The 23,750-nt window shown below is 66.3% G+C and carries 25 protein-coding genes and 1 pseudogene; all 26 read left to right on the top strand.

Annotation, left to right across the window (positions count from 1 at the left end; all coding sequences use genetic code 11):
- Positions 1–649, top strand: a pseudogene (locus ACXAID_RS05455) (hypothetical protein); the annotation flags it as partial.
- Positions 650–670: 21 nt separating this feature from the next.
- Positions 671–907 (top strand): hypothetical protein, encoded by a 237-nt coding sequence (locus ACXAID_RS05460; RefSeq protein ID WP_475021172.1) that lies wholly within the window; start codon positions 671–673, stop codon positions 905–907.
- Between the two features lie 122 nt (positions 908–1,029).
- Positions 1,030–1,800: a hypothetical protein gene (locus ACXAID_RS05465; RefSeq protein ID WP_475021173.1), complete on the top strand. Its 771-nt coding sequence runs from the start codon at positions 1,030–1,032 to the stop codon at positions 1,798–1,800.
- Between the two features lie 9 nt (positions 1,801–1,809).
- A complete protein-coding gene (locus tag ACXAID_RS05470; protein WP_475021174.1) occupies positions 1,810–2,196 on the top strand; it encodes a head decoration protein in 387 nt (128 codons plus the stop codon).
- A gap of 14 nt (positions 2,197–2,210) precedes the next feature.
- Complete coding sequence (locus tag ACXAID_RS05475; protein ID WP_475021175.1) at positions 2,211–3,251, top strand: major capsid protein; 1,041 nt, start codon at positions 2,211–2,213, stop codon at positions 3,249–3,251.
- Entirely contained in the window at positions 3,251–3,721 is a 471-nt protein-coding gene (locus ACXAID_RS05480) for a hypothetical protein (RefSeq protein ID WP_475021176.1), read from the top strand. Before ACXAID_RS05475 ends, ACXAID_RS05480 begins: the two co-directional genes overlap by 1 nt.
- Positions 3,718–4,182, top strand: coding sequence for a hypothetical protein (locus tag ACXAID_RS05485; RefSeq protein WP_475021177.1), 465 nt, complete (start codon positions 3,718–3,720; stop codon positions 4,180–4,182). Before ACXAID_RS05480 ends, ACXAID_RS05485 begins: the two co-directional genes overlap by 4 nt.
- Before the next feature lie 17 nt (positions 4,183–4,199).
- On the top strand, positions 4,200–4,586 hold the full coding sequence (locus ACXAID_RS05490) for a hypothetical protein (protein ID WP_475021178.1): 387 nt from the start codon (positions 4,200–4,202) through the stop codon (positions 4,584–4,586).
- Positions 4,579–4,983 carry a hypothetical protein gene (locus tag ACXAID_RS05495; RefSeq protein ID WP_475021179.1) on the top strand — a complete coding sequence of 135 codons (405 nt, stop codon included), beginning with the start codon at positions 4,579–4,581 and terminating at the stop codon, positions 4,981–4,983. The genes ACXAID_RS05490 and ACXAID_RS05495 overlap by 8 nt, the downstream gene beginning before the upstream one ends.
- A gap of 1 nt (position 4,984) precedes the next feature.
- A complete protein-coding gene (locus tag ACXAID_RS05500; protein ID WP_475021180.1) occupies positions 4,985–5,422 on the top strand; it encodes a hypothetical protein in 438 nt (145 codons plus the stop codon).
- A 25-nt stretch (positions 5,423–5,447) separates the two neighbouring features.
- Positions 5,448–5,855, top strand: coding sequence for a hypothetical protein (locus tag ACXAID_RS05505; protein WP_475021181.1), 408 nt, complete (start codon positions 5,448–5,450; stop codon positions 5,853–5,855).
- A gap of 234 nt (positions 5,856–6,089) precedes the next feature.
- Positions 6,090–6,959 (top strand): fibronectin type III domain-containing protein, encoded by an 870-nt coding sequence (locus ACXAID_RS05510; protein ID WP_475021182.1) that lies wholly within the window; start codon positions 6,090–6,092, stop codon positions 6,957–6,959.
- Between the two features lie 47 nt (positions 6,960–7,006).
- On the top strand, positions 7,007–7,642 hold the full coding sequence (locus ACXAID_RS05515; RefSeq protein WP_475021183.1) for a DUF7391 family protein: 636 nt from the start codon (positions 7,007–7,009) through the stop codon (positions 7,640–7,642).
- On the top strand, positions 7,611–7,958 hold the full coding sequence (locus tag ACXAID_RS05520) for a hypothetical protein (RefSeq protein WP_475021184.1): 348 nt from the start codon (positions 7,611–7,613) through the stop codon (positions 7,956–7,958). Before ACXAID_RS05515 ends, ACXAID_RS05520 begins: the two co-directional genes overlap by 32 nt.
- Positions 7,955–8,482 carry an HNH endonuclease signature motif containing protein gene (locus ACXAID_RS05525; protein ID WP_475021185.1) on the top strand — a complete coding sequence of 176 codons (528 nt, stop codon included), beginning with the start codon at positions 7,955–7,957 and terminating at the stop codon, positions 8,480–8,482. The genes ACXAID_RS05520 and ACXAID_RS05525 overlap by 4 nt, the downstream gene beginning before the upstream one ends.
- 1 nt (position 8,483) lies before the next feature.
- Positions 8,484–13,271 (top strand): transglycosylase family protein, encoded by a 4,788-nt coding sequence (locus ACXAID_RS05530; RefSeq protein WP_475021186.1) that lies wholly within the window; start codon positions 8,484–8,486, stop codon positions 13,269–13,271.
- Positions 13,271–14,167, top strand: a complete 897-nt coding sequence (locus ACXAID_RS05535) for a hypothetical protein (protein WP_475021187.1) — start codon at positions 13,271–13,273, stop codon at positions 14,165–14,167. Before ACXAID_RS05530 ends, ACXAID_RS05535 begins: the two co-directional genes overlap by 1 nt.
- Positions 14,168–14,180: 13 nt before the next feature.
- Complete coding sequence (locus tag ACXAID_RS05540; protein ID WP_475021188.1) at positions 14,181–14,537, top strand: hypothetical protein; 357 nt, start codon at positions 14,181–14,183, stop codon at positions 14,535–14,537.
- A gap of 69 nt (positions 14,538–14,606) precedes the next feature.
- Complete coding sequence (locus tag ACXAID_RS05545) at positions 14,607–16,325, top strand: hypothetical protein (protein ID WP_475021189.1); 1,719 nt, start codon at positions 14,607–14,609, stop codon at positions 16,323–16,325.
- On the top strand, positions 16,322–17,986 hold the full coding sequence (locus tag ACXAID_RS05550; RefSeq protein ID WP_475021190.1) for a hypothetical protein: 1,665 nt from the start codon (positions 16,322–16,324) through the stop codon (positions 17,984–17,986). Before ACXAID_RS05545 ends, ACXAID_RS05550 begins: the two co-directional genes overlap by 4 nt.
- 8 nt (positions 17,987–17,994) lie before the next feature.
- Positions 17,995–18,312, top strand: coding sequence for a hypothetical protein (locus ACXAID_RS05555; protein WP_475021191.1), 318 nt, complete (start codon positions 17,995–17,997; stop codon positions 18,310–18,312).
- 2 nt (positions 18,313–18,314) lie between these two features.
- Positions 18,315–20,312 carry an Ig domain-containing protein gene (locus tag ACXAID_RS05560; protein ID WP_475021192.1) on the top strand — a complete coding sequence of 666 codons (1,998 nt, stop codon included), beginning with the start codon at positions 18,315–18,317 and terminating at the stop codon, positions 20,310–20,312.
- Positions 20,312–21,238, top strand: a complete 927-nt coding sequence (locus ACXAID_RS05565) for an SGNH/GDSL hydrolase family protein (RefSeq protein ID WP_475021193.1) — start codon at positions 20,312–20,314, stop codon at positions 21,236–21,238. Before ACXAID_RS05560 ends, ACXAID_RS05565 begins: the two co-directional genes overlap by 1 nt.
- A gap of 25 nt (positions 21,239–21,263) precedes the next feature.
- A complete protein-coding gene (locus ACXAID_RS05570) occupies positions 21,264–22,904 on the top strand; it encodes a peptidoglycan-binding protein (RefSeq protein WP_475021194.1) in 1,641 nt (546 codons plus the stop codon).
- Entirely contained in the window at positions 22,901–23,275 is a 375-nt protein-coding gene (locus tag ACXAID_RS05575; RefSeq protein WP_475021195.1) for a hypothetical protein, read from the top strand. Before ACXAID_RS05570 ends, ACXAID_RS05575 begins: the two co-directional genes overlap by 4 nt.
- Positions 23,272–23,682 carry a hypothetical protein gene (locus ACXAID_RS05580; protein ID WP_475021196.1) on the top strand — a complete coding sequence of 137 codons (411 nt, stop codon included), beginning with the start codon at positions 23,272–23,274 and terminating at the stop codon, positions 23,680–23,682. The genes ACXAID_RS05575 and ACXAID_RS05580 overlap by 4 nt, the downstream gene beginning before the upstream one ends.
- The last annotated feature ends 68 nt before the right edge of the window (positions 23,683–23,750 follow it).

Below are 23,750 nucleotides of genomic sequence, written 5' to 3' on the forward strand. Positions count from 1 at the left end.
GCCGCCGGCCAGCGGGTCCGGCGGCGGCGAACCGCCCGACGACGGCGACAACGACCATCCCGACCTGACCCCTGCGGAGCGGGTCGAAGCGCGGGGGGCCGCCGAAGCCTTCGCGGCCGCGGCCGCCAACGCTGAGCCGGCGATCTCCAGCGCAGTGCAGGAACTCGTCAGCCAGGGTGGCGGCGAGCTACGCCGCTTCGATAGCCGCCTCAAGGGCGTCGAGTCGCTGTACCGCAAGATCCAGGACGAGATGTACCAGTTCGGTGAGGACGCCGACGACGCTGCCCGCCGCATCCGCGACCGGGTCCGCTACACCGCGGTCCTGCCCGACGAGGGCTACTGGGCGAACGGGACAGCGATCGGAGACGCTCTGGCCGCGGCCGGATACGCCCAGGTCAAGCGGACCGAAGGGTGGAAACGACGCGGATACCGTGGCCGCAACGACACCTTCCGCACCCCCGACGGTGTGGAGTTCGAGGTGCAGTTCCACACCGAAGCGTCCCTAGCGGCCGCGGAGCGCAACCACGTCTTGTATGAAGAGATCCGGTTGCCGACCACCTCTGACCAGCGCAAAGCCGAACTGCAGGACGAGCAGGACGCGGTGTTTTCGGCGGTCCCTGTGCCTGATGACGTTCCTTGGTTAGACTGAGGATGCAGGAAGGAGGCGGAGATGCGGTATTTCACCGATCGCGCAGGTCACGTTGCCCGTGTCCTCACTGATGCCCCCTTCGGGCCGGAGTTTTCTCGAGCCGAAGGTCAAACCTTCAACGCCAAGCGTGACACCTGGATCGACGTGCCCGATCTCAGCAGCCGAGTCCGATTCAGCGGCGACTGGGACGAGTGCAGCGAAGCCGAAGCTGAGGCCCTGATGGCCAAGGCCCGCGCTGCCCGCCGCGTCGCGGTCTAGCACCCAAGTAACACCCCGAACAACCCCGTGAGCTGAGCTCCGGGGTTGTTTTGCATGCCCAGAACTTCCGCCACTACGGCGGTCGGCCCGTCATGGGTTCCCATCCCGACAGGGGAGTATGAGTGTTCGATCTCGAATTGCCATTCCATCCGACCATCCCCGATCTGCAAGCGCTCGGCTACACCAAGCGCGGTCGCGTCATCTGGCCCGTCATGGGCGGCAACGGTGAGGGCGGCAGCGGCGACGGGGATGCCGGCGGTGACGGTTCCGGTGACGGGGCCGGCGCCGGTGGTGACGGTGACGGTGGTGCGGGCTCCGGCCCGAAACCCAACGCAGTCGACCAGTTCGGTAAGGACCTGGGCTACCCGGCTGACACCAGTCCGCGGGACATGTCCGTCGAGCAGCAGGCCAACTTCTACAAGCATCAGCAGCGTCGCAAGGACGACAAGCTGAAGGAATACAACGGGATAACTCCCGAGGAAGCCATCCGCTTGAAGAACGAGGCGGAGGAGCGGCGCCGTAACGGGCTGCAGCCTGATGAGCGGGCCATCGAAGATGCCCGGACCGAAGCCGCGGCCGCCGGAAAGCAGGAAGCCGCCGCAGAGTGGGCCGGGCAACTCACCGATGCCATCGTCGGCCAGTTCGTCACCGACGAGGCGCAGCGCGCGGCTGTCGTCGCCGGGATCAACCCGATGACGTTCGTCAAGGACGGCAAGTTCGACAAGGACGCCCTCGTCGGTCATCTCACCGGACTCGCAGCCGCTTTCGGCGGCCAAAGCCCGGCAGCATCAACACCTCCCAGTCAGTGGGGCCAATCAGGATCGCTACCCCCGGCGCAGTCGGGACGCGAACAAGGACTGGCCGAGGCGAAGCGCCGCGGCTACACCACATAGGAGGAACCAGTGACCAACATCGCCGTTCACTCCAGCTCTTACCAGGTCGAAGACCGGGCGTGGCTCGTCGGTACTCACGGCACGGACATGACTCCTGGTATCACGCTGGACATCTCGAAGTTCACCGTCGTCAACGGCTACATCAAGTCGGGGCAGCACCTCGGCAAGATCACCGCCACCGGCCTTTACGGGCCCTACGACAACGCCTTGTCCAACGGGCAGGAGGTGTGCGCGGGGCTGCTCTACAGCTCGGTGCGCGCGGTCAACGACAACGGTGTCGCGCTGACCACGGTCGGCGGCGCCCGATTCATTCACGGCCTGGTCAACACGGCCAAGCTGCCGGCGGCGGTCGACGCCAACGGCAAGGCCGACCTGCCGCTCATCGTGTGGCTCTGAGAGAGGACTGAACCATGGCAATCGTTTACGACGGTCCCATCTCCCCGGACGCGCTCACCACGTTCATCCGAACGGTTCCGGTGGAGTCGCAGTTGGCGCTGGTCAACATGTTCCCGACCCGCTACTTCCAGACCAACCGGATCGACTGGGCCGAGTTCGTCAAGACCAACCGCACCGCGGCCTACCGGTCGTTCGACGGCACCATCCACGTGTCGTCCCGCGACGCCGGATCGGGGAAGTACGTCGAGCTGCTGCCGTTCTCCGACTCGCTCAGCATGGGTGAGTACGAGACCATCGCGGTCGAGATCGCGCGGCTCGGCGGCACCAACAAGGCCGCCCAGGTGGACGCCGCCTACAACGACGCGGAGCGTCTCGTCGGCACGATGAACAACCGCCGCGAGCTCGCCTGGGGCGACGTCCTCACCGACGGCAAGCTGACCATCAACGAGGGCGGATTCAGCGGCGAGGCGGACTACGGTGTGCCGGCCAACCAGGTCACCGCCCCCGCCGGTGCACTGTGGACCAACCACACCACGTCGGTCCCGCTGACCGACATGGACGCGTGGCAGGAGATCCGCATCGCCAACGGCTACAGCCGTGCCGCCAAGATGCTCCTGGGGCGCGCCCGCCTGGGCGACCTGCGCCGCAACAAGCAGGTCATCGACGCCGTCTACGGGGCCACCGCAGGCAAGACCAGCGTGTCCCTGGCGGAGCTCAACACGCTGCTTGACTCCGAGCAGCTGCCGATGGTGCTGCCGACCTACGACACCTCGCTCAACGTCGAAGGGTCGAACACCCGGGTCATCGCCGCGGACAAGGTGATGCTCCTGCCGGAGGACATCAGTCAGCTCGGGTTCTTCGCCTACGGCCTGTCGGCCACCGCGCTGGAGCTGGCCAAGTCCAACAAGGCCGAGATGACCTTCGGCGAGGCTCCTGGCATCGTCGGTGTCGTCGAGAAGGTCGGCCCGCCCTACCGGGAGTTCACGTTCGTCGACGCGGTCGGCATGCCGATCCTGACGAACGCTGGTGAACTCACCATCGCGGACGTGGCCTGATGGGCACGCTCATCGGCCACGTCTCCGTGCGTGACGCCAACGGCCAGACCCACTCGTTCGGGCCCGGTGACCAGCTGCCCGACTGGGCCGCACGGCAGGTCACCAACCCGCGACTGTGGGAGGACGGCGACGTGCCGTTCCCGGGTGAGCCGGGGGTGCCTGTGCCTGCGGCACCTGCGGCCCCTGCGGCTGGCGCGGCTCCGGTCGCGGGCGGCCAGGACGCGGAGGACCGCATCGTCGGCCGTGTCCTCGCCGGTGTCGCCGAACTGCTCAACGGGCTCGTGGTCGGCGAAGTCGACGAGGCCGAAACCGCCGATGCGGTCGTCGAGCCGCCGCCGCGGGCTGGCAAGGGCTCCGGTGAAAGCGACTGGCGCGCCTACGCCGCAGCGGTGGGTGTGGACGTCACCGACATCGAGAAGCGCGACGACATCATCGCGTTCCTCGACGAGCAGGGCATCCCGGTCGGATGACTCAGCCGGCCCAGGGCAAGTTCGCATCCCGAGGGGATGTGACGAGCCGGTTCGAGGGGACGATCCCCGAGGCCCGGCTGCCCTGGGTCGACGTCCGCATCCTCGACGCGGAAAGCGAACTGATGGGGAAGATCCCGTCGCTTCGCAAGCCGATCGCTGACATCGTCGCGGAGTCCGCCGCGGCCGGCGATGCCGACCGGCCCAACCGTGTCAAAGTGCTGGTCTGCGAGAAGGTCCTCGACCTGTACCGCAACCCGGAGCGGGCCAGTCAGCGCAGCACCACCACCCCGGACATCACCACCAGCCGGGCCTGGTACTCGACTGATCAGACGCGGGGCCGGGTCCAGTTCACCGCCGAGGAGCTCGATTCGGTGCGTCTGCGGACACGCAAGCGGAACCGGTTCGGAACCATCGGTGTCGCCCCGTGGCAGCCGACCCGCCCGGCGGGCCCGGTCCTGTGACTGCGCCCGTCGACGGGATGACGGCGGACGCCCGCGCCGCAATCGCTGAGCTGCTCGAGCTGCGCGGCCAACCCATCGCACTGATCCCCGGCGTGGGCACCGTGGTGGAGAAGCCCGGCGGGGGGAAGGATTACGGGCCCGGAACACCGCGCGAACCGCAGGTGTTCGCGAAGTTCAACAAGCAGAAGCTCGACGGCGTGGAGAAAGCCCAAACCGATCGGGGCACCACCCGCACCTTCCAGTTCGAGATGGTCGGCGCGCACGACGCTGTCGTGCTGGTCGGGGATCACTGGGAGGACTACGCGGCCACGTACACGGTGGAAAGCGTCGACAACACCCAGCCCTACCAGATCAAAGCGGTCGTGGTGGCGTTCCTGAAATCGGAGGGGCACGGCTTTGGCTAAACGCTACGGCCGGCTCTCGGAACTGAACTCGGGCCTGGTCAATCTGCGCGACAACTGCCGTGGCCTCAACGGCGACTACGAGCGGGTCGTCAACTCGCACATGGCGTTGGTCGCGGTTGACGGCGAGGCGCACATGAAAGAGAAGGCGCCGTGGCAGGACAGCGACGGTAACCGCGACGACCGCATTCCCGGCGCCGCGCGGCGCGCACTGAACACCTCGACCGACCTGGCCGGTTCGCACAAGTCGATCCGCTTCGCTCACGGCGTCGATTACGGCATCTGGCTCGAGATCTCCAACCACGGCAAGGACCAGATCATCATGCCGACCGTCGCGATCATGGGCAGGAAACTGATGAAGGGTCTGCGCGGAACGCTGCGGACAGTTCGGAAGCGCTGACGTGGCGCGGGCCGCGGTCCTCGATCTTCTGCGCGGCGACGCCGCATTGGCCACGCTCGGCGGCGAGGGGTTCGTCGTGCAGGCAGGGTTCTCCTACGACCAGCGCCCCAACGACCGCGGCGCCTTCGCCGTCATCATGTGGCGTCACGTCGACTACGACGAGGACATCCAGGCGAACGCCGAGCAGCACTTCGACGTGTACGTGCACATCCCGGTGTCGGTGTCCACCGACTACGTGCGGATCAACCGCATGCTCGACCGCATCGACGAGCTGTTCCGCGCGGTTCGGGACACCGACGATCCTCCCGTCGGCGGCGACGGTCAGCAGCTCGACTACATCGGGTTCGAGGGCCGGTCGATCGACATGACCGACGACAAGTACAAGACGATCTGTCGCTACGCGTCCTATATGGCGTTGAGCTGCAACGTGTCCGAATGATCAGTGACGAGAAAAGGTGAAGGCAATGGCAGCACGTAACACCAACTCCGAGAGCGACATCGCGCCGGCCGCCGACGCGAAGCCGGTCGCATCCGACGGCGAGAAGGAGAAGGAGGCCGCGGCCGCGGCTGCTGTGCAGCAGGCTCACCCGCTCAAGGGGCTGTTCGTCTCCTACACCGGCCCCAAGCGTCTCGCCGCCGCCGCGGAGGACCTGAAGAGACGCGACCCGGTGCTCGGCGAGGGGACGACCGCTGTCATCAACCCGGGGGACTGGCCGCAAGGCATCAAGTGCACTCGGGTCTACGAGTGGAAGCTGTCCAACCAGTGGCGCATCGCGGCCGTCGAGTTCACCGCCGAGCAGCTCGAATACCTGTTCCGGGTGAGCACCCGCTTCGAGCTCGTCAACGAGCAGGGCGAGAAGGTCGACCGGTAGGTGGGCGAACCTGCCCCGCATGAGATCCGCTGCCCGAGCGGGTCTCTGAACTTCAAGGTGATCGACGGGGACAGGCTCGAAATCAAGTGCAGCCATTGGCAATGCACCCAAAACGGGGCAGTTGTCGCCCTGCACAGGTACTCGCTACCGGACTGCGAGTACCTGGAAACGCTGACATTGAGAGACCCAACGAGAGGCCGAGGAGCCCGCAACAAGCGAAAGGACGCTCCGTAAATGGTTGCATCACAGGGAAACCCGGATTCCAAGCCGTTCGGCCTGAACCGTATCTGGATCACCGCCTACATCGACACCGACGGCACCATCCTCGACACCACCAGCTACCGGCTGCCGATCGCGCGGACGATGGCGTTCACCGAGAACGAGGACTCCGAAACCCTCGACGGTGACGACAAGGCCGCCGTCGCGATCCAGGGCAAGGGCGCCACCGTGTCCGGCATGCTGGAGGCCGGCGGCATGGACCTCATGTGCCTGTCGATCATCTCCGGCGCCCAGCTGATCGAGTCCGGCATCGAGCCCAACGTCAAGCGGGTGGTGCGCAAGCGGGGCAGCGACCCGCGGCCCTACTTCCGCGCCGAAGGTCAGGCCATCTCCAACGGCGGCGGCGACAACGTGCTGCGCGTGTTCCGCTGCAAGGCCAACGGCAAGATTTCGTTCGACATGAAGTACGGCACGTTCATGGTGCCGGCCATCGACTTCCTCGGCACCCCGATGCCCGGCGACGACGCCGGCTACGCCTGGGAGCTGGAGTACAACCAGCAGCGCACCATCCTGGGTTCGACCCCGGTGCCCAACCCGCTGCCGGTGCCCTCCAACCTGACCGTCGGTGCGCTGACCGCGGCGACGGCGGCGCTGACGTGGTCGGACCTCGGCACCGCCGACAGCTACAAGGTCCGCAAGTCGGTCAACGCGGGCTCCAGCTACACGGCCGTCACCTCGGGCGAGGGCGGCGAGCCCACCACCCCGTCCACCACGATCACGGGCCTCACCGCGGACACCGCGCACCTGGTGCAGGTGGCGGGTGTGTTCGACGGCGTCACCGGTCCGTGGAGCGCTCCGGCTTCGTTCAGCACGCCGGCCAGCTAGCCCAGTACCGCCGCCGCGGCACAACGAGAGCCCATAGGAGGCCACGAATGACGACACCGATCGAGCAGCAGAACAAGGCGCAGCAGCCCAGCCCCGCCGTGCGGGGCTGGTGCTGCGGCACCCCCGTCACAGCACAACACCTGACGGGTTGCGCGTACGAGCCGCGCCCCGACGACCGGATCGACTACAGCGGCCCGACCGCCGAGTCCTCCGCACCTGAGCCGCCGCCGACACCCACCGAGGTGCCGGCGGCGGCTCAGCCGCGTTCGTACGGGTTCCGCAAATCCGAGGAGTCGGATCTGGAGCTGCCCAGCGGCAGCCTCGTGCGGTACCGCAAGCTGACCAAGAGCCACCTGCTGAAGCTGAACCTGATCGAGGTGATGGACGGGTTCACCCCGGAACTGATCACCGATCTGCGCAGCGGCGACGCCGAAGTGTCGGAGGAGGCCGCGATGAAGGCGCTCACCGACCCGACACGAAACGGCAAGATCTTCGGCCCCGTGGACCGCGTCGTGGTGGCCGCGGTGCTGATCCCGACCGTGGTGCTCAGCGGCGCCACCGGGGACCAAGTGAACGTCGACGACGTCGACCTCGAAGACAAGCTCGCGATCTTCTCAGCTGCCATTGGAGAGCAGCTCGACGCGTTGAAAAGTGTACGCGGAGAAACCAACTCTGGCGTATGAGGTTTTCGAGCGGGCCAAGACGTTCGGGCAGAAGCCCAGCGACACAGCTCTGCTCGACGAGTGCGTAGGTGAGATCGGGCGCTACTACTTCGATCGCGGGATATGGGCGTGGGGCAACTACGTCGACCGCCAGGTGCAGGCCGCCGGGCAGAGCAGCGATCCGTCGATCGCGCGGATGCAACGACAACGGGAATGGGAGAGGCTGATGGGTGCTGACATGAGCACGTCCACCACCGGTTTCGCTGATCCCGGAGGGGCGATGGCGTCGCGCCGCGCAGATGACGAAGACGACATCGACATCGAGCTGACGCTGTGACAGCTCCACTGGCCGAGCGCTTCTGGAAGAAGGTCAACAAGGACGGCCCCATCATGCCGGGTATGTCCACCCCGTGCTGGGTCTGGACCGGCTGCGCACCGGAGGTGAGTGCAGGATTCCGGTACGGCCAGATCAGGGCTGACGGAAAGACGCGCTACGCGCACCGCGTTGGCTATCAGCTCCAGACTGGCGCCGATCCTGCGACGTTGGACGTCGACCACATCTGCCACAACACCCTGTGCGTCCGGGGAAGCCACCTCCGCGTGGCCACACGCTCGCAGAACAATCAGAACCGCCGAGGCGCTCGGCGGGACAGCGCATCCGGTGTGCACGGGGTCTTCTGGCAGCCTCACATCAGAAAGTGGTACGCGCGCGTGGGGCACAACGGAAAAGACCACTATGTGGGCGTATTCAACTCGATTGAGGACGCGGAGGCCGCGGTCGTAGCGAAGCGGTGCGAGCTGTTCTCCCACAACGACTGGGACCGCAAAGCGGCCAGTGTCGACACGCGGAGCGCTCGCTAGCATGCCCGATTACAGCCTGGGGCGCGCTCACGGCCAGATCGAAATCACGTACGACGGGCGCGGCGCGGATAGGGCTGCCCGCGACCTGGACGCGGTCACCGATTCGTCGACCGCGGCGGACAAGTCGCTCGACAAGACGCAGAAGACGCTGCGCGACACCAGCCGGGAGATGGATTCCGCCGGGGACTCCGCGGCCGGCTACCAGGCGCGGCTGCGGGACGTCGAGCGCGAGTCCCGTGCCGTCGAGCAGGCCGAGCGAAGCCACCGCAACGCCCTGCTGGATTCCAAGGCCACCCTCGACGACATCAAGGCCGCCGAAGACGAAGTCACCGAAGCGAAGAAGCGTCACAAGCGGGCGACCGACGCGGTGCGCGACGCTGAGCGCGCCATGTCTGACGGCATGCGGGTCAGCCGCGGCGCCGTCTCCGCGCTAGTCACCCTCATGCCGCGGCTGAGTTCGGTGCTGGGCGTCACCTCCGACAGCATGGGCGGGCTGGCCACTACCACCAGGGGCGCAGCCGGGGCGGCCAGCGGATTGGCAGGCCCGCTCAGCGACGTCACCAAACTGCTGGCGTTGGCCGGGCCGCAGGGCCGCGCCGCCGCAGCCGGTATCGAAACCGCGACGCTGGGTTTGAATCTGCTGGGCAACGCTGTCGACGGCGCTGTTGGCGCGCTGGGAAGCCTCGCCGGATTCGAGGTCCAGTTCGCCAAGATCTCCGGCGCGATCCTCGGATTGACCTCGCTCGGCGGGCTGGCCGGCATCGGCACCGCCTCCGGCGTGCAGGGCATCATCAACCTCGCCGGCGCCGCGCAGCAGCTCTCCGGTGGTCTCGGCCTGCTGCCCGGCGTGGTGTCTGGTGTCGCGTTCTCGATGAAGACTCTCGAGATAGCTTTCCACGGCGTCGGCGATGCGCTGACGTCGATGATGGATGACGACCCGACCGCATTCCTGGAATCCCTGAAGAACATGGGTCCGGTTGCGGCGCAGGCGATGCTGTCGGTGGCGCAGTTCCGAGACCTGTTCAAGGCTGCTGGCGCGTTCGTGCAGGACTCGTTCTTCGCGCAGGTTGCCGACCAGATCGTCCCGCTGATCCAGACGTGGCTGCCCGCCGTCACCGAGGGCATGGGCCAGGTCGCTACGGTCTTCGGGCAGGCGGCCAGAGAGCTTGCTCGTCTGCTGATGCAGCCGCAGGCTATGGCGACATTCCAGCAGTTCATCGCCGATATTTCGGCCGGACTGCAGGCGATGCTGCCAGCGCTCGAACCGCTGCTCTACATCTTCCAGCAGCTCACGGTCGCCGGAACAGGGTTCTTCGCTGAGATCGGCGGGTCGATCACTCAGGCGCTGAACTCACTCGCTGACATCGTGGAAGATGCGGCGTCATCGGGTCGTCTGACGGAGTGGATTCAGACCGGCATCAACGCCTTCGGGCACATGATCAGCATCGTCTACTCGCTGGGTTCGGCGTTCGGCGAGATCATGACGATCGCCGACAAGTTCGGCGGCGGCGGTCTTCTCGGCTGGCTCGATGAGTTGGCGGCGAGCCTCGACGCGTGGACGCAGACCCCTGAGGGGCAGAAGGCCCTCACCGACTTCTTCACGGCGCTGCGTGAGGCGACCGACGCGTTCCTGCCGATGCTGGGCCCGCTGCTCGAAGGGCTCATGTCGATCGGGGTTGCGCTCACCCAGGCGGGTGTCGCGTCGGCGCCGGGCTGGCAGGTGTTCTTCGAGACGTTCGCGCAGACGATGGCGCAGCTGGCCCCGCAGATCGCGGCGACCGCGCCGGCGTTGAACACGTTCCTGGTGGGCCTGGCTGATGCGATGGCGCAGCTGATGGCACAGATCGGGCCGGAGCTGCCGCGCATCTTCCAGATGATGGCCGACGCGTTCGTGGCGTTGCTGCCGCAGATCGGCCCCCTGGTGACGGTGTTCCTGGATCTCACTGAGCGGGTCGGCCCGCAGCTGCCGAAGTTCTTCGGCGCCATCACGGCGCTGATCGAGGCTACGCTGCCGTTCTGGCCGATCCTGATCGACTTCGTGCGCAACTTCGTGTCCGTGCTGACGTGGTTCATCGAGTCCGGCGCAACCGTCATCGGTTGGTTCACGAAATTCCTTGAAGGACTGGGCAGTTTCGTCACGCAGCTCCCTGACGCCTTGGGTGAGATCGGCGGGGCCATCGAACGGTTCTTCGCCGGACTTCCGGACCGGGCGCGCACGGCCGGCCAGAGCCTCATCAGCGGACTCGTCGACGGCATCACCAACGGGCTGGGTTCACTGAGCACCACGGCGAAGACTCTCGTTGAGGCGATAGCCAAGTGGCTGCAGTCGTCACCCGCTGAGGTGGGTCCGTTCTCTGGCGACGGTTACACCTTGGTCCGTGGCCGCAAGATGGTCACCGACATGGCCGCCGGCATGCGCGCAGCGCAGCCCGACATCGCTGCGGCAGCTGCAGCTACCGCCGCCGCGGCCAGCGCCCCACTCTCATCGGGGGCGCCGGCGCCGACTGGGCGGGAAACCTCCGGCGGGGCGCTGCTGCCCGACCACATCGCCGGCGCCGACACCTCCATCCTCACCGAGTACCTGCGCCACCAGTTCTCCGACACCCACGGGTTGAAGGGCCTGGCAGCTGATTTCGGCGACATGCTCGACCTCGTCAAGGGCGGGTTCGACCTGCTGAACACCCACGCTGTTCAGCCGATGCTCGACGCGATGGGCATGATCCCCCGTCGGAGTGAGCAGTCGTGGCGGAAGCGCTCCGCAGAGGAGATCGCCGCCGAGCAGCAGCAGGAGTCAGAGCGCAAGTCGTTGGAAGAACAGCGCAGCCAAGGGCCGACATGGGACGACGTACTGGGCCCCGGCCAGTCGTCGGACACCGGCAACCCGCTTCCGGGCGCGACCGTTCCTCTCGTCCAGAACCCGGACGGCACATGGACGTCCCCGAACGAGGCGTGGGCGCATCTCATCGCCCGCGAATCCGGCGGTATCAACCAGCGTCAGCAGATCATCGACGCCAACTCCGGCGGCAACGAGGCGGAGGGTATCTTCCAGATCACCCCTGCGACGTGGCGGGCGCACGGCGGCGAAGAGTTCGCCCCGAATCCGCTCGTCGCGTCGGTGCAGGAGCAGGCCGCCATCGCGGCACGCATCCTGCAGGCCAACCCCAGCGGTTCAGACTGGGGCGCCGGACTTCCCGGCCGTGAGAACGCGCAGGAGTTGCTGAGCGGCCTCACCAACTCGTCGGACACCAAGCGCACCGTGCTGTGGGGTGAGGTCCTCGGCCAGCCTGAGAGTGCGACCTACGGGTTGCCGGCCGGCACCGACACCGGTGGCTACGGCACCGGGAACGCCGACACCTTCCCGGATTGGGTCATGGCGTTGGCCGACCACTTCGGTGTCCTGCCGAGCACCTATGCCGGACACCAGGAAACCGATCGTCACGAACCCGGCTACGCACCGAACCCGGAGCACGAGAACCGGGGCATCGATTGGTCCGGCCCTGTCGAGTCGATGCAGGCGCTGGCCGACTACCTTGCCACCGTTCCCGGCGCGTTGGAGCAAGTCATCTGGCGTAACCCGGAGACGGGCCAGACGGTCTCGATCGCCGGAGGGCAGCCGGTCTCGGGGTACTACGACGAAGAGACTATGCAGGGGCACGAGAACCACGTGCACACCCGGCAGTCGACACCGATCCCGCTGCCGGGCGGGCCGACCTCGGTCGCTGAACGCCGGGGCGTGGGGGCTGCAGCCGGGGACGACGTGGTGTTGCCGTCCGGGAAGAGGCTCAGCGAGCTGGCCGAAAGCACCGACAAGTCGGCGACCGTGAACGAGCAGCTCTTGCAGGCCTATCTGCAGGGCAACCCGGCACTGGCCCAACAGCTCGAGGCTGCCCGCGCGCCGGGCGTCGACGATGCCACCGTGCTCAACGCGCTCAACAGCGTCTCCACCACGATCAGCGACCTGACAGAGCAAGACCCGCTCGGCAACAAGAACGCCATCGACGCGCTGCGCAGCGAGCAGAACGCGATAGCCAAGCAGCAGGGCTTCACCCAGCAGCAGGCCGTCGACCCGATGCAGATAGCGCAGGGGATTGCGAGCGGCGCGGGTAGCGCCGTCACAGGTGCATTCCAGATCGTGCAGGACGTGCTGGACTCGATGGCAGCCACTCAGGACATCGCCGACCATCTGGTCTACGGGATCCGAAACACCGATGACATCAACAAGATCATCGACAACGTCCAGAAGTACGTCACCCTCGCCGGCGACATCTACAGCCAGGTCGGCAACATCCTCGGGATGGTCGGCGGCATCGTCGGCGCCGCTGCTGGAGCTGATCCATCAGGTGGGGCGTCCGGGGCGGCGGCGGGGCTCTCCGCGGCTGGGTCGATCACCCAACTCATCGGCGGCTGGGTGCATGGCGCCAACGCCATCATCGACTACGGGCAGCAGATCTACGACATCGCCATGACCTACGTCGGCCGGTTCATGACCTCCCTGACCGGGATGGGCGGCGCGGAGATGATGGGCAATGTCGGGTTCCTGCTCAACAAGAACACCGGCCAGTTGCTGTCCTACAGCCAGGACAACCCGCAGCACCAGTCCGCCATGGAAGTGCCCTCCTGGATCAAGGACGCCTACGGGTACGGCCGGGGCAACCCGAATCCGCAGGTCAATCAGCAGCTCCACCTCTATGCGGGACCGGGGCAGTCCATCGGAGATGCGATGAACGATTTCGTGTGGCTGATCAACACCCAAGGCACCTCGGGTGCGTTGGCGCCGGCGGCGTTCTGATGACCGCCGCGTTCGGCTCCGGTGTCGTCGAGGCCAACAACCGCAACCTGCGGCCCTACCAGTGGCAGATCGGCGAACTGATCTTCGGGGAGCACACCAAGTATCCCGTTGTGGGCGTGAGGATTCAGAGCTACAACGTCAACAACCAGGACTATCAGATTCCGTTGGCCAACGAAATTCGGATGGGGCAGGACACCCATCAGGCCGGGCCGATCACGTTCACGATGGGGGTGTTCGACAACGCCCCCACTCAGCGCGCCTACGACAGTCTGCCCGATGACCTCATCCTGAAGTCGTCGAAACTGCTGACCGCGTTGCAGCGGGAATGGAAGGCCGACGAAGTTCGGAAGCGCTGGGGTGCGCTGAAGCCCATCATCTACTGCGACGGGTACGGGTCGGTCCGCCAAATCTACGGTCGACCACGCAAATTCGACTACACACGGAAGCGTCCCGGGAGCCTGTTCCACCGCGTCACCGCCGAGTATGCCCGCATCGACACCCTCACCTACACCGACACCGAATACGCCGTGTCGCTGGTCGAGGGTGCCGCAGCGGCCTACTACACCCGTGAGGGGGGTGACGCGCCAGCCTGGTACCGGGTGCTGTTCGTCGGCCCCCAAACCAACCCGGTGGCACACGTCGGTGACGACGAGATCCAGTTGCAGCTGATCATCCCCGAAGGCGTGACCGTCGAGGTCAACAGCTACCCATGGATGCGCCGAATCGTCGACAGCAACAACGTCAACCGGCGTACCGCGCTGATCGGCAACAGCAAGTACCTCGACCGCATGTCGATCCCGGCCGATACCTCAGTGCCGATGTCCTGGGACGCACTCGGCGCCACCGAAGACAGCGAGTGTCGGGTGCTGTGGCGAGACGCCCACAACACCGTCTGATTCAGGGAGACAAATGCCATTCAGTAACGCGGCGATGACCGTCGGCGCCAACGCGATCAGGGCTGCCCTGGGCGGCATGCAGCTGCACACCGCAGACCCGGGGGAAGGCGGCGCGGCCAACAAGTCCAGCGCGCCGATGAAGGTTCCGGCGTGGACTGTGGTGTCCGGCGACGGGGACTTCGGTCTGGCCGCCGACGTCGTGTTCACCGGATGCACTCCCAACGGGCCGATCACCTACGTGTCCGTGTGGTCGAACACCAGCGGCAGCGGCGTCTGGTACGGCAATTTCGCCCTCTCCGATGACCTCACGGCGGACTCCAGCGGCAACTACATCCTCGACGAGTTCGACGTCGACGGGTTGTCCACCTAGCCGATGGGGGCGTCCAGCGCTGCGTATACCTTTAACGGCGCAGCATCCGGGCGGCGGTCCAGCCGTGGCGTGAGCGGCGGGGCCTTCCAGTGGTCGGCGTCGGCTGCCGGCGCGAACGTGCGCACCGGCAGCGCGCGGGGGAGTTTCGCCTGGCGGGTCCGCCGCGCCGCCGGTGAGAACGGGGAGAGCTGGCCCGACGACGGGTTCCGCGTCATCGTCCAGGAGGTCACGGGACCGATCGTCTGCCGGGACCTCGCGGTCACCAACCTGGTGATGCAGCGGGCGCTCTCCGGGGCGTGCGACGTCCAGTTCGACGTCAACCCGAACGACCCCTCTGTGCAGGGCATCTACTTTAAGCCGTGGCGGCAGTACATCCACGTCGAGAAGACGATGCAGGGCAAACGCAAGATCTGGGCGTCGGCGATCGTGCAGCCCTCCGAGCTCGACGAGAACACCGGTGTCCTGCACCTGAAGGCGAAAGGGTTCGCCGGATACCCGAAAGGTATTCCGTGGCTGCAGGATCTGAACTGGGTCGCCAACGACGCCTACGAGCCGGTGCAGAAAATCTGGAAGCACCTGCAGGAGGACTTCCCGCACGGCGACCTCAACGTGGAGGTGTACCCCAAAACCAGCGGCGTGATCCAGCTGCCGGGCTACTCCTACACAGGTGGGCCGCTGGTCCCGAACTTCTTCGCCACGTTCGTGCGGGCCGCCGACAAACTGGACTGCGGCGACTACATCGACGCGCTGGCCCGGTCCATCCCGTTCGATTACGCCGAACGCAGCCAGTGGAACGCTGACCGCACCGACGTCATCAAGAAGATCGAGCTCGGCTATCCGCGGCTCGGGGTGATTCAGCAGAACCTGGCGTTCGTCCTCAACGAGAACGTGCTGTCGGCCAAGCCGCACATCGAATCTCAGATCGACTGGGTCAGCGACATCGGGGTGACGGGGTTCTTCCCGGGCTTCCAGTACAGCTACACCCTGGCCAACGCCGACCCGAACCGGTTGCGCCGCTACCTCGACGAGACGGACGCCAACCTGGACTCCAATGAGCGGTCCGCGGCGTGGGCCCGCCGGCTGCTGGCGAGGCGTCAAACCCCGGCCTATTGGGAAACCATCACCGTCGACATGAACCACCCGCACGCGCCGTTCGGGACGTTCGACGTGGGCGACACCATCACCGTGTCCGGGGTGATGCCGTGGGTCGGGGAGATCCAGCAGAGCCACAAGATCATCGCGATCTCCGTCGACGACACGAAGAACGTCTGCCAGCTCACGCTGAAGGCGGACGGCATGTTCAACTACGACCCGATCTACTTCCCCGGCGGCACCAGCAACATCGTCACCAACGGCGGGTTTGACTTCAACCTCGACGGGTGGACCGCCAGCGGGGCCGGGTGGAGCCACGACGCCGGCCAGGGGCACACCCGCCTCGGGTCGGTCACCGTCACCGCCGACGGGGCAGATCACGACTTGCTGACACAGCCGTTCGGTGTCAGCGACTTCCAGATCTTCCCGCTGCGGGCGGCGGTGAAGATGACCCAAGAGGCCGTCCCCTACGCCGCCGGAGTGAAGCTGGTCGCCCAGTTCTACGACGACGAACTGGACCCCACTCAGGCCGTGGAGATCGACGTGGCCACCGGCGCGCGCGGCACCGCCTGGCAGGGCCTCGACGGGAACGTACTCACCCCCACCGGATCCACCCGGGTCGCGCTGCGCCTGCACGTCGGTGCGGGTGTCCCGGCGGGGCAGGTGTGGTTCGACGACGCGGAGATGCTTCTATGACCAACGGTTTCGGCGGCCCCGGCTACGTCAGCAGCGAGACGCGGACCCTGTCGAGCATCGAGAAGGGCGCCGGCCCCGATCTCAGTCAGGGTGAAGCGGCCATCATCAAGATGCTGCAGTCTCACGACTACCAGATGAAATTCATTGCCGGGCAGATTAAGCAGCTGCAGGCCGGTGTCAACGAGGCCACCCAGAACCCGATCCAGCAGATCCAGCAGTTCATCGCCGACATCGTCGTCCTGCTCGGCGGCGGGCAGCTCGCCGCCGGCGCCCTGGACTTCGGGGACCTGCAATACATCCTCCCCGCCATGGGGGCGCTGTTCGGGTTCGGCGACGGCCCGTTCCCGCTGAGCCTGTTCGAAGCGGCGATGAAGTTCTTCGTCGGCTACGTGGTCCCGCAGCAGCAGTTCGTCGACGTCATCAACCAGATCATCGAGAACTGGTTGGGACTGCTGGGCATCGACCCCGCATTCATCGCTGACGTCAAGGAACTCGTCGAGGCGATCGGCAACCTGTTCGACGGCATCGGCAACCTGTTCCCGTCACTCAACGAGCTGCTGGGCGCGCTGGGCATCACCACCGCCCAGTTGGGTCCGCTGGGGCAGCTGCTGGCGTCGATCTTGCGCCTGTTCGAGGGTTTCGACCTGAGCTTGTTCGGCAACATCCTCGACTTCGTCACCGACCTGATGCGGCCCTGGATTCAGGCGATCACCGCGGTCATCAACTGGGTGAACGGTCTGCTGGCGGCGATCGGGTTCGGCGGCGGGCATGTGGTGAATTCGCCGCTGCCGGATCTGCTGGAGCCGTTCGAGAATCTGTTCAACGTGTTGGGTGGGGCGATCTTCGGGGCGGGGTTCGACCCGGCCGCGTGGTTCGGCGACATCTTCGGGTTCGTCGAGGACCCCATCTCCGACATGTGGGCGGGCATGCAAAGGCTGTTCGGCATCGGCACCAACGCCCAGAACACTGCGAACAATGTGTGGCGTGAAGTCCTGGACCTGAAAGGCGAATTGGCGTCCACCGGCTCGGGTGCGTGGTTCTCCGACCACATGCCCTACGGCAACGCCGCCTACCTGCCGTCGCCGTACATCGTGCACGAGGACGGCCCCGGCGACGGCACGATGGGGCCGAACGGCAACAGCGAGCTGGCATGGAAGGCCTACGGGGCCAGCACCAAGGTCTGCATCTACGACCGCCCTGACTTCAACCTCACCTCCGGCAGCTACGCCGGAGCGATGGTGGTCACCAGCCGCGGCACCGTTGGGTACGGCGCCGGCGCCGTGCTCGGCCTGGTCAACGCCTTCGGTGAAGGTGTGGCGTTGCAGGTCACATCCAACAACGCGCTGCTGGTGCGCACCGTGGATGCCTACATCCCGGACTCGACCCTCACCGCCGACGACTCCACGGCGTTCACCTTGGCCGCCGGTGACAGGTTCGAGATCTACTACGGAGCAACCATCGGCGGCGTGGCCTACCCCGACGCGATCGTGGCGTTCCGCAACAGTGTCATCGTGTGGCGCAAGAACGTCACCGGAATCACGTTGGGCGCCAGCGTCTACCCGATCATCGGCGGGTTCGCGGTGCCCGGCGCGTTCCTCAGCCAGGCCACCCCACCCAAGATCGGCTCATTCGCCATCTACGACAGCAACCTCACCATCTAGGGAGACCCGTGTCAGAGTCAGTGTTCGAGGAGATCAACGGCTACGGCCACGTGGAGATCGACAGCTACGAAACCATGTGCGCTGTCCAGAAAGAGATCTACGAGGCCAACCCCACGAAGTGGGCTGGCAACGTCCAGTGCGTCCGCACGACCGACAACCCGGGCTACATGCTCGAGATGAACCCCACCGACAAGAGCCACGGCCGGCAGGGGTTCGTCGCGTTCTTCACTGACCACCTGATCAAGATGCAGCCCTACGCGATGGGGGTCATCGTGAAGATGACCGCCGACGAGTACGCCGCATTCCAGGTCCAGGCGGGGGCGTAGCCGTGGCGAACGTGTGGTACATCGGGTCCTCCGACGAGCGCAAGATCACCGCCCAGGAGTGGGCGTTCGCCGGTTTCCCCGGGGCGTCGGACAGCGAGTGGACCATCAAAAACGGGTGGGCCATCTCCGAGGATGTTTTCACCGAAGATCAGCTGGCATTCTTCGACGCGCATCGCGAATTCCTCACCGGGCAAACCGGTCTGCGGGAGAACCCGATTCCAGTGCTGCCCGTGATGCCCGTCGAGATCGTCGGCCCCTTGTCCGGCTACTACATCGAGATCAAGGACCTGCTGCGGCAGCTGCAGCTCGCCCAGTTCATCAACTCCGGTGACGGACCGCCCTCGGCGGGGCCGGCCAACGTGTTCAGCCAGCTGTACCTCAACACCAGCAACGGCAACATCCACCGGTGGAACGTCGCGACCGAGACATGGTCGGACAGCATCGGCAACATCAAGGGCCCGGCCGGAACCACCGGCAACGCGGCACCCGCCAGCCACGGTGACGACCCCGACTTCGACCGGCCGATCACCGACGGCGCCGTGATCTGGGTAGGCAGCGTCGAACCTGTGAATGCGGTCGAAGGTGACGTGTGGTTCGACATCACCGGCGACCCGCCCGATATCACCACCACCACCCTGTCGGCGATGAACGTCGGCGTGCACTTCTCGGCCGACCTGGTGTGCATCGGCACCGTGCCGATCACATTCACGGTGGTATCCGGCGAACTGCCGGACGGTCTGGTGCTGTCATCCGAAGGCCAGCTGTCCGGGGCGCCCACCGCGACAGGAGCGTTCGCTTTCACGGTGCGCGCCACGAACGGATTCGGCACCAACGATCAGCCGTTCTCTGGGACGGTGGGTGCGGCTGTCGCGCCGACGATCACCACGACGTCGCTGCCTGCGATGAACCAGGGCAGCCCGATCGCCCCGATCACACTGCAGGCCAGCGGCTCCGTCCCGATGACGTGGGCGGTGACCACCGGTTCACTGCCGGCCGGGCTGTCGCTCAACGCGTCCACCGGCGTGGTGTCGGGGACACCGTCGGCGGCCAGCGCGTACAGCTTCACCGTGACGGCATCCAACTCGGCCGGGTCTGACCCGCAGCCCTTCTCCGGCACTGTGGGCGCCCCGCTGACACCGGTCATCACTACCACCTCCCTCGGTGAGGTCCTGGTCGGTCAGGCGTTCAACCTCACGCTCGCCGCGACCGGCTCCGTCCCGATCGCCTGGACCGTGTCCGTCGGCACCCTCCCGGCGGGCCTGTCGCTGAACTCGTCGACCGGCGTGCTCTCCGGCACCCCCACCACACCCGGCGCGTACAGCTTCACCGTGCAGGCAGAGAACGCCGCAGGAACCGACACCCAGGCGTTCACCGGCACCGTCGACGCAGCGGCTGTCACGTTCGACAGCACCGCCACCAACTCCGGCACGACCTCGCCGATTGCAGTGGCGACGAACGCATCCGCCGGGTCCACAGGCTTGCTTTTCGTCACTGTCGTCACCAACGGCGGACTGAGCAGTCTGACGGCGAATTACGACGGCGAACCGATGACCCAACACGGGTCGACCATCACCCAGGGCCCGTTCAATGTCGTTTACTACACACATCTGGCGGTGTTCAAGCTGGAGGATCTCGAAGGTGGCTCGAAGGCGATCTCGGTCGCGGCGGCGGCGACCATCGGTGGGTATTTCCACGCGTCGTTCGTTTCGTACGACGGAGTGGAGGCCATCGGTGCCTTGCAGTCGAAAACAGCTGTGGCCGCTGGCATGACGCACGATGTGGCGACCGATGAGGATCACATCGCCGCCCAATGCTTCTTCATGGCCAACGGCACCTCAATGTCGGGATACAACAAGACCCAACGCGGCGCCACGAGTCGCAGTGTCGTCGGCGACGCTGCGGGTGAGGAAGACGGCAGTGTGGCATTCAGCGCGATCGGCGCAGCCTCGGGCGGCAACTACACCTACGCCTCGGCCGCAGTTGACCTGAGCCCGAACTGATGGCCGTCGTCACGCCGCTTCTGCCGCTGCACAATCGGCTTGCAGGGGGTCACAACGCGGTCCTTCAGGTCATCGGTGACTCAACCTCATACGGCAGCTACGACGCTCAATGGTGGGACAAGTTCGGGTGGGTTGGCCGCCTCGGGATCCTGGTCGGCGACGAATACGACTGCAACGTCCAACTGAGCTATTACCTGCGGTGGAATCCGCCGGGCCCAGGCACGTTCGGAAGCAGCGCTTCTGGGCCAGCGGCCTATAGCGAATCTGTACTGATCAGGGAAGCGGCCGATGAGGATGCTCCAACGCTGCTGATCATGCTGGGCTCGATTCCAGGGGCTACGTGGTCGTACTACTCGGTCGGAATGGTTTCCCCCGACTCAGATCTGGTCATCGTGTGGACCGGGTTTAATGAGATCAACGCGACCGCCGCGGCGAACGGGTACGACAGTTTTGTGGCCGCAGTGAAATCCGCCCACCCCGATGTCCCGATCATAGCCACGACGGAAAACGACACCACAAACGCACACCACAACGGCCGCCCATGGATCACCTATACGCAGATCTTCGGTGCGATTGTCAACCGTTTTCTGCCGGGCGACGCCATGCCGCTAGACCCAGTGCTGAAGCATTCGACCAGCATCGACTGCGTCTGGATGCTGGACAGTCGACAATGCGCATTGCAGTCTTCCGGCGACCTATGGGATGGACTCCACCCAGCGGCGGCTGGAAACGACAAGATCGCGGCCTGGCTGTACGAAACCCTCGTCGGCGAAGGTGTCCCCGGAGGCGGTGGCGGCCAGCCCGGCGGTGACTTCCTACCCGACTCTATCTGCGAGCCCAAGATCAAGCTGGCCGGAATGTGGTACCCGACAAGGCCTTACGTGCTGGCCGACGGATCGTTTCAGCCGGCCATGGCCCGGCATTGACCTGTTCGATAGGAGCTTTCTGCTGATGGCACTAACTCGCGCGAATATCGAAGCCACGAAGGCGTACTTTCGTGTCCGCTTCGGTAACCCGTACATCTACGCCGGAGCGTTGTCGCCAACGAACGTCAAGCAGGGAACCGACTGCTCCGAAGCGGCCCAGACCGCGTGCGAGATGGCGCTGGGCCGCTACGTTCCGGGCCGCCAATCCGAGGGCGCAACGACCGAATCGTGGCGTATCTACCCGGACGGGCGGCTGATCCCGGTCGGGGCGAAGGGTCCATTCGGCGCTATCCGCGTCGCGTCACCGCGCGACATTCCCGCCGACGCTGCGGTCAAGATCGCGCTGAGTCACGGTGGCGGCGGCCCGAACAGTCACATGTGGTGCGAGGTCGACGGGATGCGCATCGAGTCCCGTGGGGGCGGTGTCGGTCTGATCACTCAGCCGCGGGCGTTCGCGATCGACGACCCGCGTGCGAACGCGTGGTTCTACCTGCCAGGCCCGATCGTGGAGGACGGTACCCCCGTCGCACCTGAAGTGGTCATCCTGGGCCGGCGGTACGAAAGCTACGGCGAGCGGGTCGGCCAGCTGCAGGCCACCCTCAACGCCGCGGGGGCCGCCCTGGACGTCGACCGCGAGTTCGGCCCCCTCACCGAGGCGGCCGTCATGGCATACCAGCGCGGTAAGGGGTTGGAGGTCGACGGGGTCGCCGGGCCCGCCACACTCGGCGCGCTCGGTTTGACGTTCGGTTCCGCCGCGCCGGATGTGACGCCGTCGTCGACCGTCGCGGTGCTGCGCCGAGCGATGGAACCCACCGAGCAGCCCAACGCCCGCCTGGCTGAGTACCTGCCCCACTTCGCTGAAGCGATGCGCGCCGCCCAGATCACCACGGTGCGCCGCGCTGCGGCGTGGTGCTCGCAGATCGGCCACGAATCAGCCGGCCTGAAGTACATGGCCGAGATCCAGACTAACGGCCCCGGCTGGTCGGAGGACCGCCGCCGCTACCGCGGTCGCGGACCCATCCAGCTGACCTGGTCGGGCAACTACCGCAGTTTCGGGCAGTGGTGCGCCGAGAAGGGCTACGTCACCGACCCGGAGCTGTTCGTCCGCCAGCCCGAGCTGGTCGAGCAGCCGCGCTGGGGATTCCTCGCCGCGTCGTGGTACTGGCTCAACGCCGGTCCTCGACCCGGGCAGATCAACGCCTACGCCGACGCCGGCGACATCCTCGCCGTGTCGCGATGCGTCAACGGCTGGATCGAAGGCAAGGACCCCATCGGTTGGGCCGACCGCCGCACCCGCTACCTGAACTGCATTGCTCTGGGTGACCAGCTGCTCACCCTCTCCGCACCGTCCACCGCCGATCCGATCGAGGAGTTGCTGATGCTCAAGACCAAGTCCCTGTCCATCTACGCCACGCCCGGGGAGGGGCCGATCCCCGTCGTCGACATGATCGCCGCGCTCGACGCCCACGGCCCCCACGAGCCCTACGTCGAGGCCAAGGCGCGCGAGGGTGACCCTGATGCGATCCGGCGGGTCGCTCGCACCGCCGCCGGAATGGGCGAGTACCGGCATGCCGCGGCGATCAAGCAAGCCTCCGCGGTCCTCGCCGAAATCGAGGCCGCCAATCCCGAACTGCTCACGTCCTACCTGAAGGGAATCAGCGCATGACGAAGTACACCCCCGCCACCATTGCGAAGGCCATCGGCGGCGGCGTCGTCGCCGCGATCGGCGCGGCGGCGGCCGCGGCCGGCGGCCCCGACCTATCGGTGCTCAGCGCAGGAGAGTGGGCCATCGCGGCCGGCGCCGGCCTCACTGCGTTCGGCACCGTGTTCGGCACGCCGAACAAGGACACCAACCCGAGGACCCCCGTCGACCAGGTTCTCGACAACCTGCCGGTCGTGTCCGCCGCAGCCGCGTCGGCCGCCGCGGATCTCGAGAAGGTGAAGACTGCCGCCGCGGAGACATTCGGCGGCATGATCGGCGCCGCGATGCCCGGCCCGATCGGTCAAGCAATCCTCGACGCGCTGCGCAAGCAGTGATCCCGCTGCAGAACGTCGACACCGTCTGGGAGTTCCTCGCCGTTGTCGCCAGCCTGATCGGTGCCGTCGCGGTGGCGGCGACTCCGATCGTGTTGGCCCAGCACAAGCACAACCGCGACACCAGCGCGAAACTCGACGCCGTGCAGGGCCAGGTCGTCAACGGGCACGAAGGCAAGCCACCGCTGCGCGCCGACATGGACCGGGCGCTGGTCATGCTCGAAACCTTCGGCGCCCAGCTGGAAGGGTTGGGGGGCCTCGTGCGCAACCAGGGCCGCGACATCAGCGGCATACGCGAGGACGTCGGCCTGATCCGGGGCGATCAACGTGAGGACCGCCGGAACCTCACCGCCTTGGAAACCCGCGTTGCCCAGATGGCGCGGCGCGAGCAGCACGGCGAACCGCCGTGAGATCCGCCGACGCGGCCGGATCAGGTGTTTTGACACCGTCGTGACTACTTCACCATCTACTATTAATT

The organism is Mycobacterium sp. ABE4_509 (genome assembly GCF_056160785.1).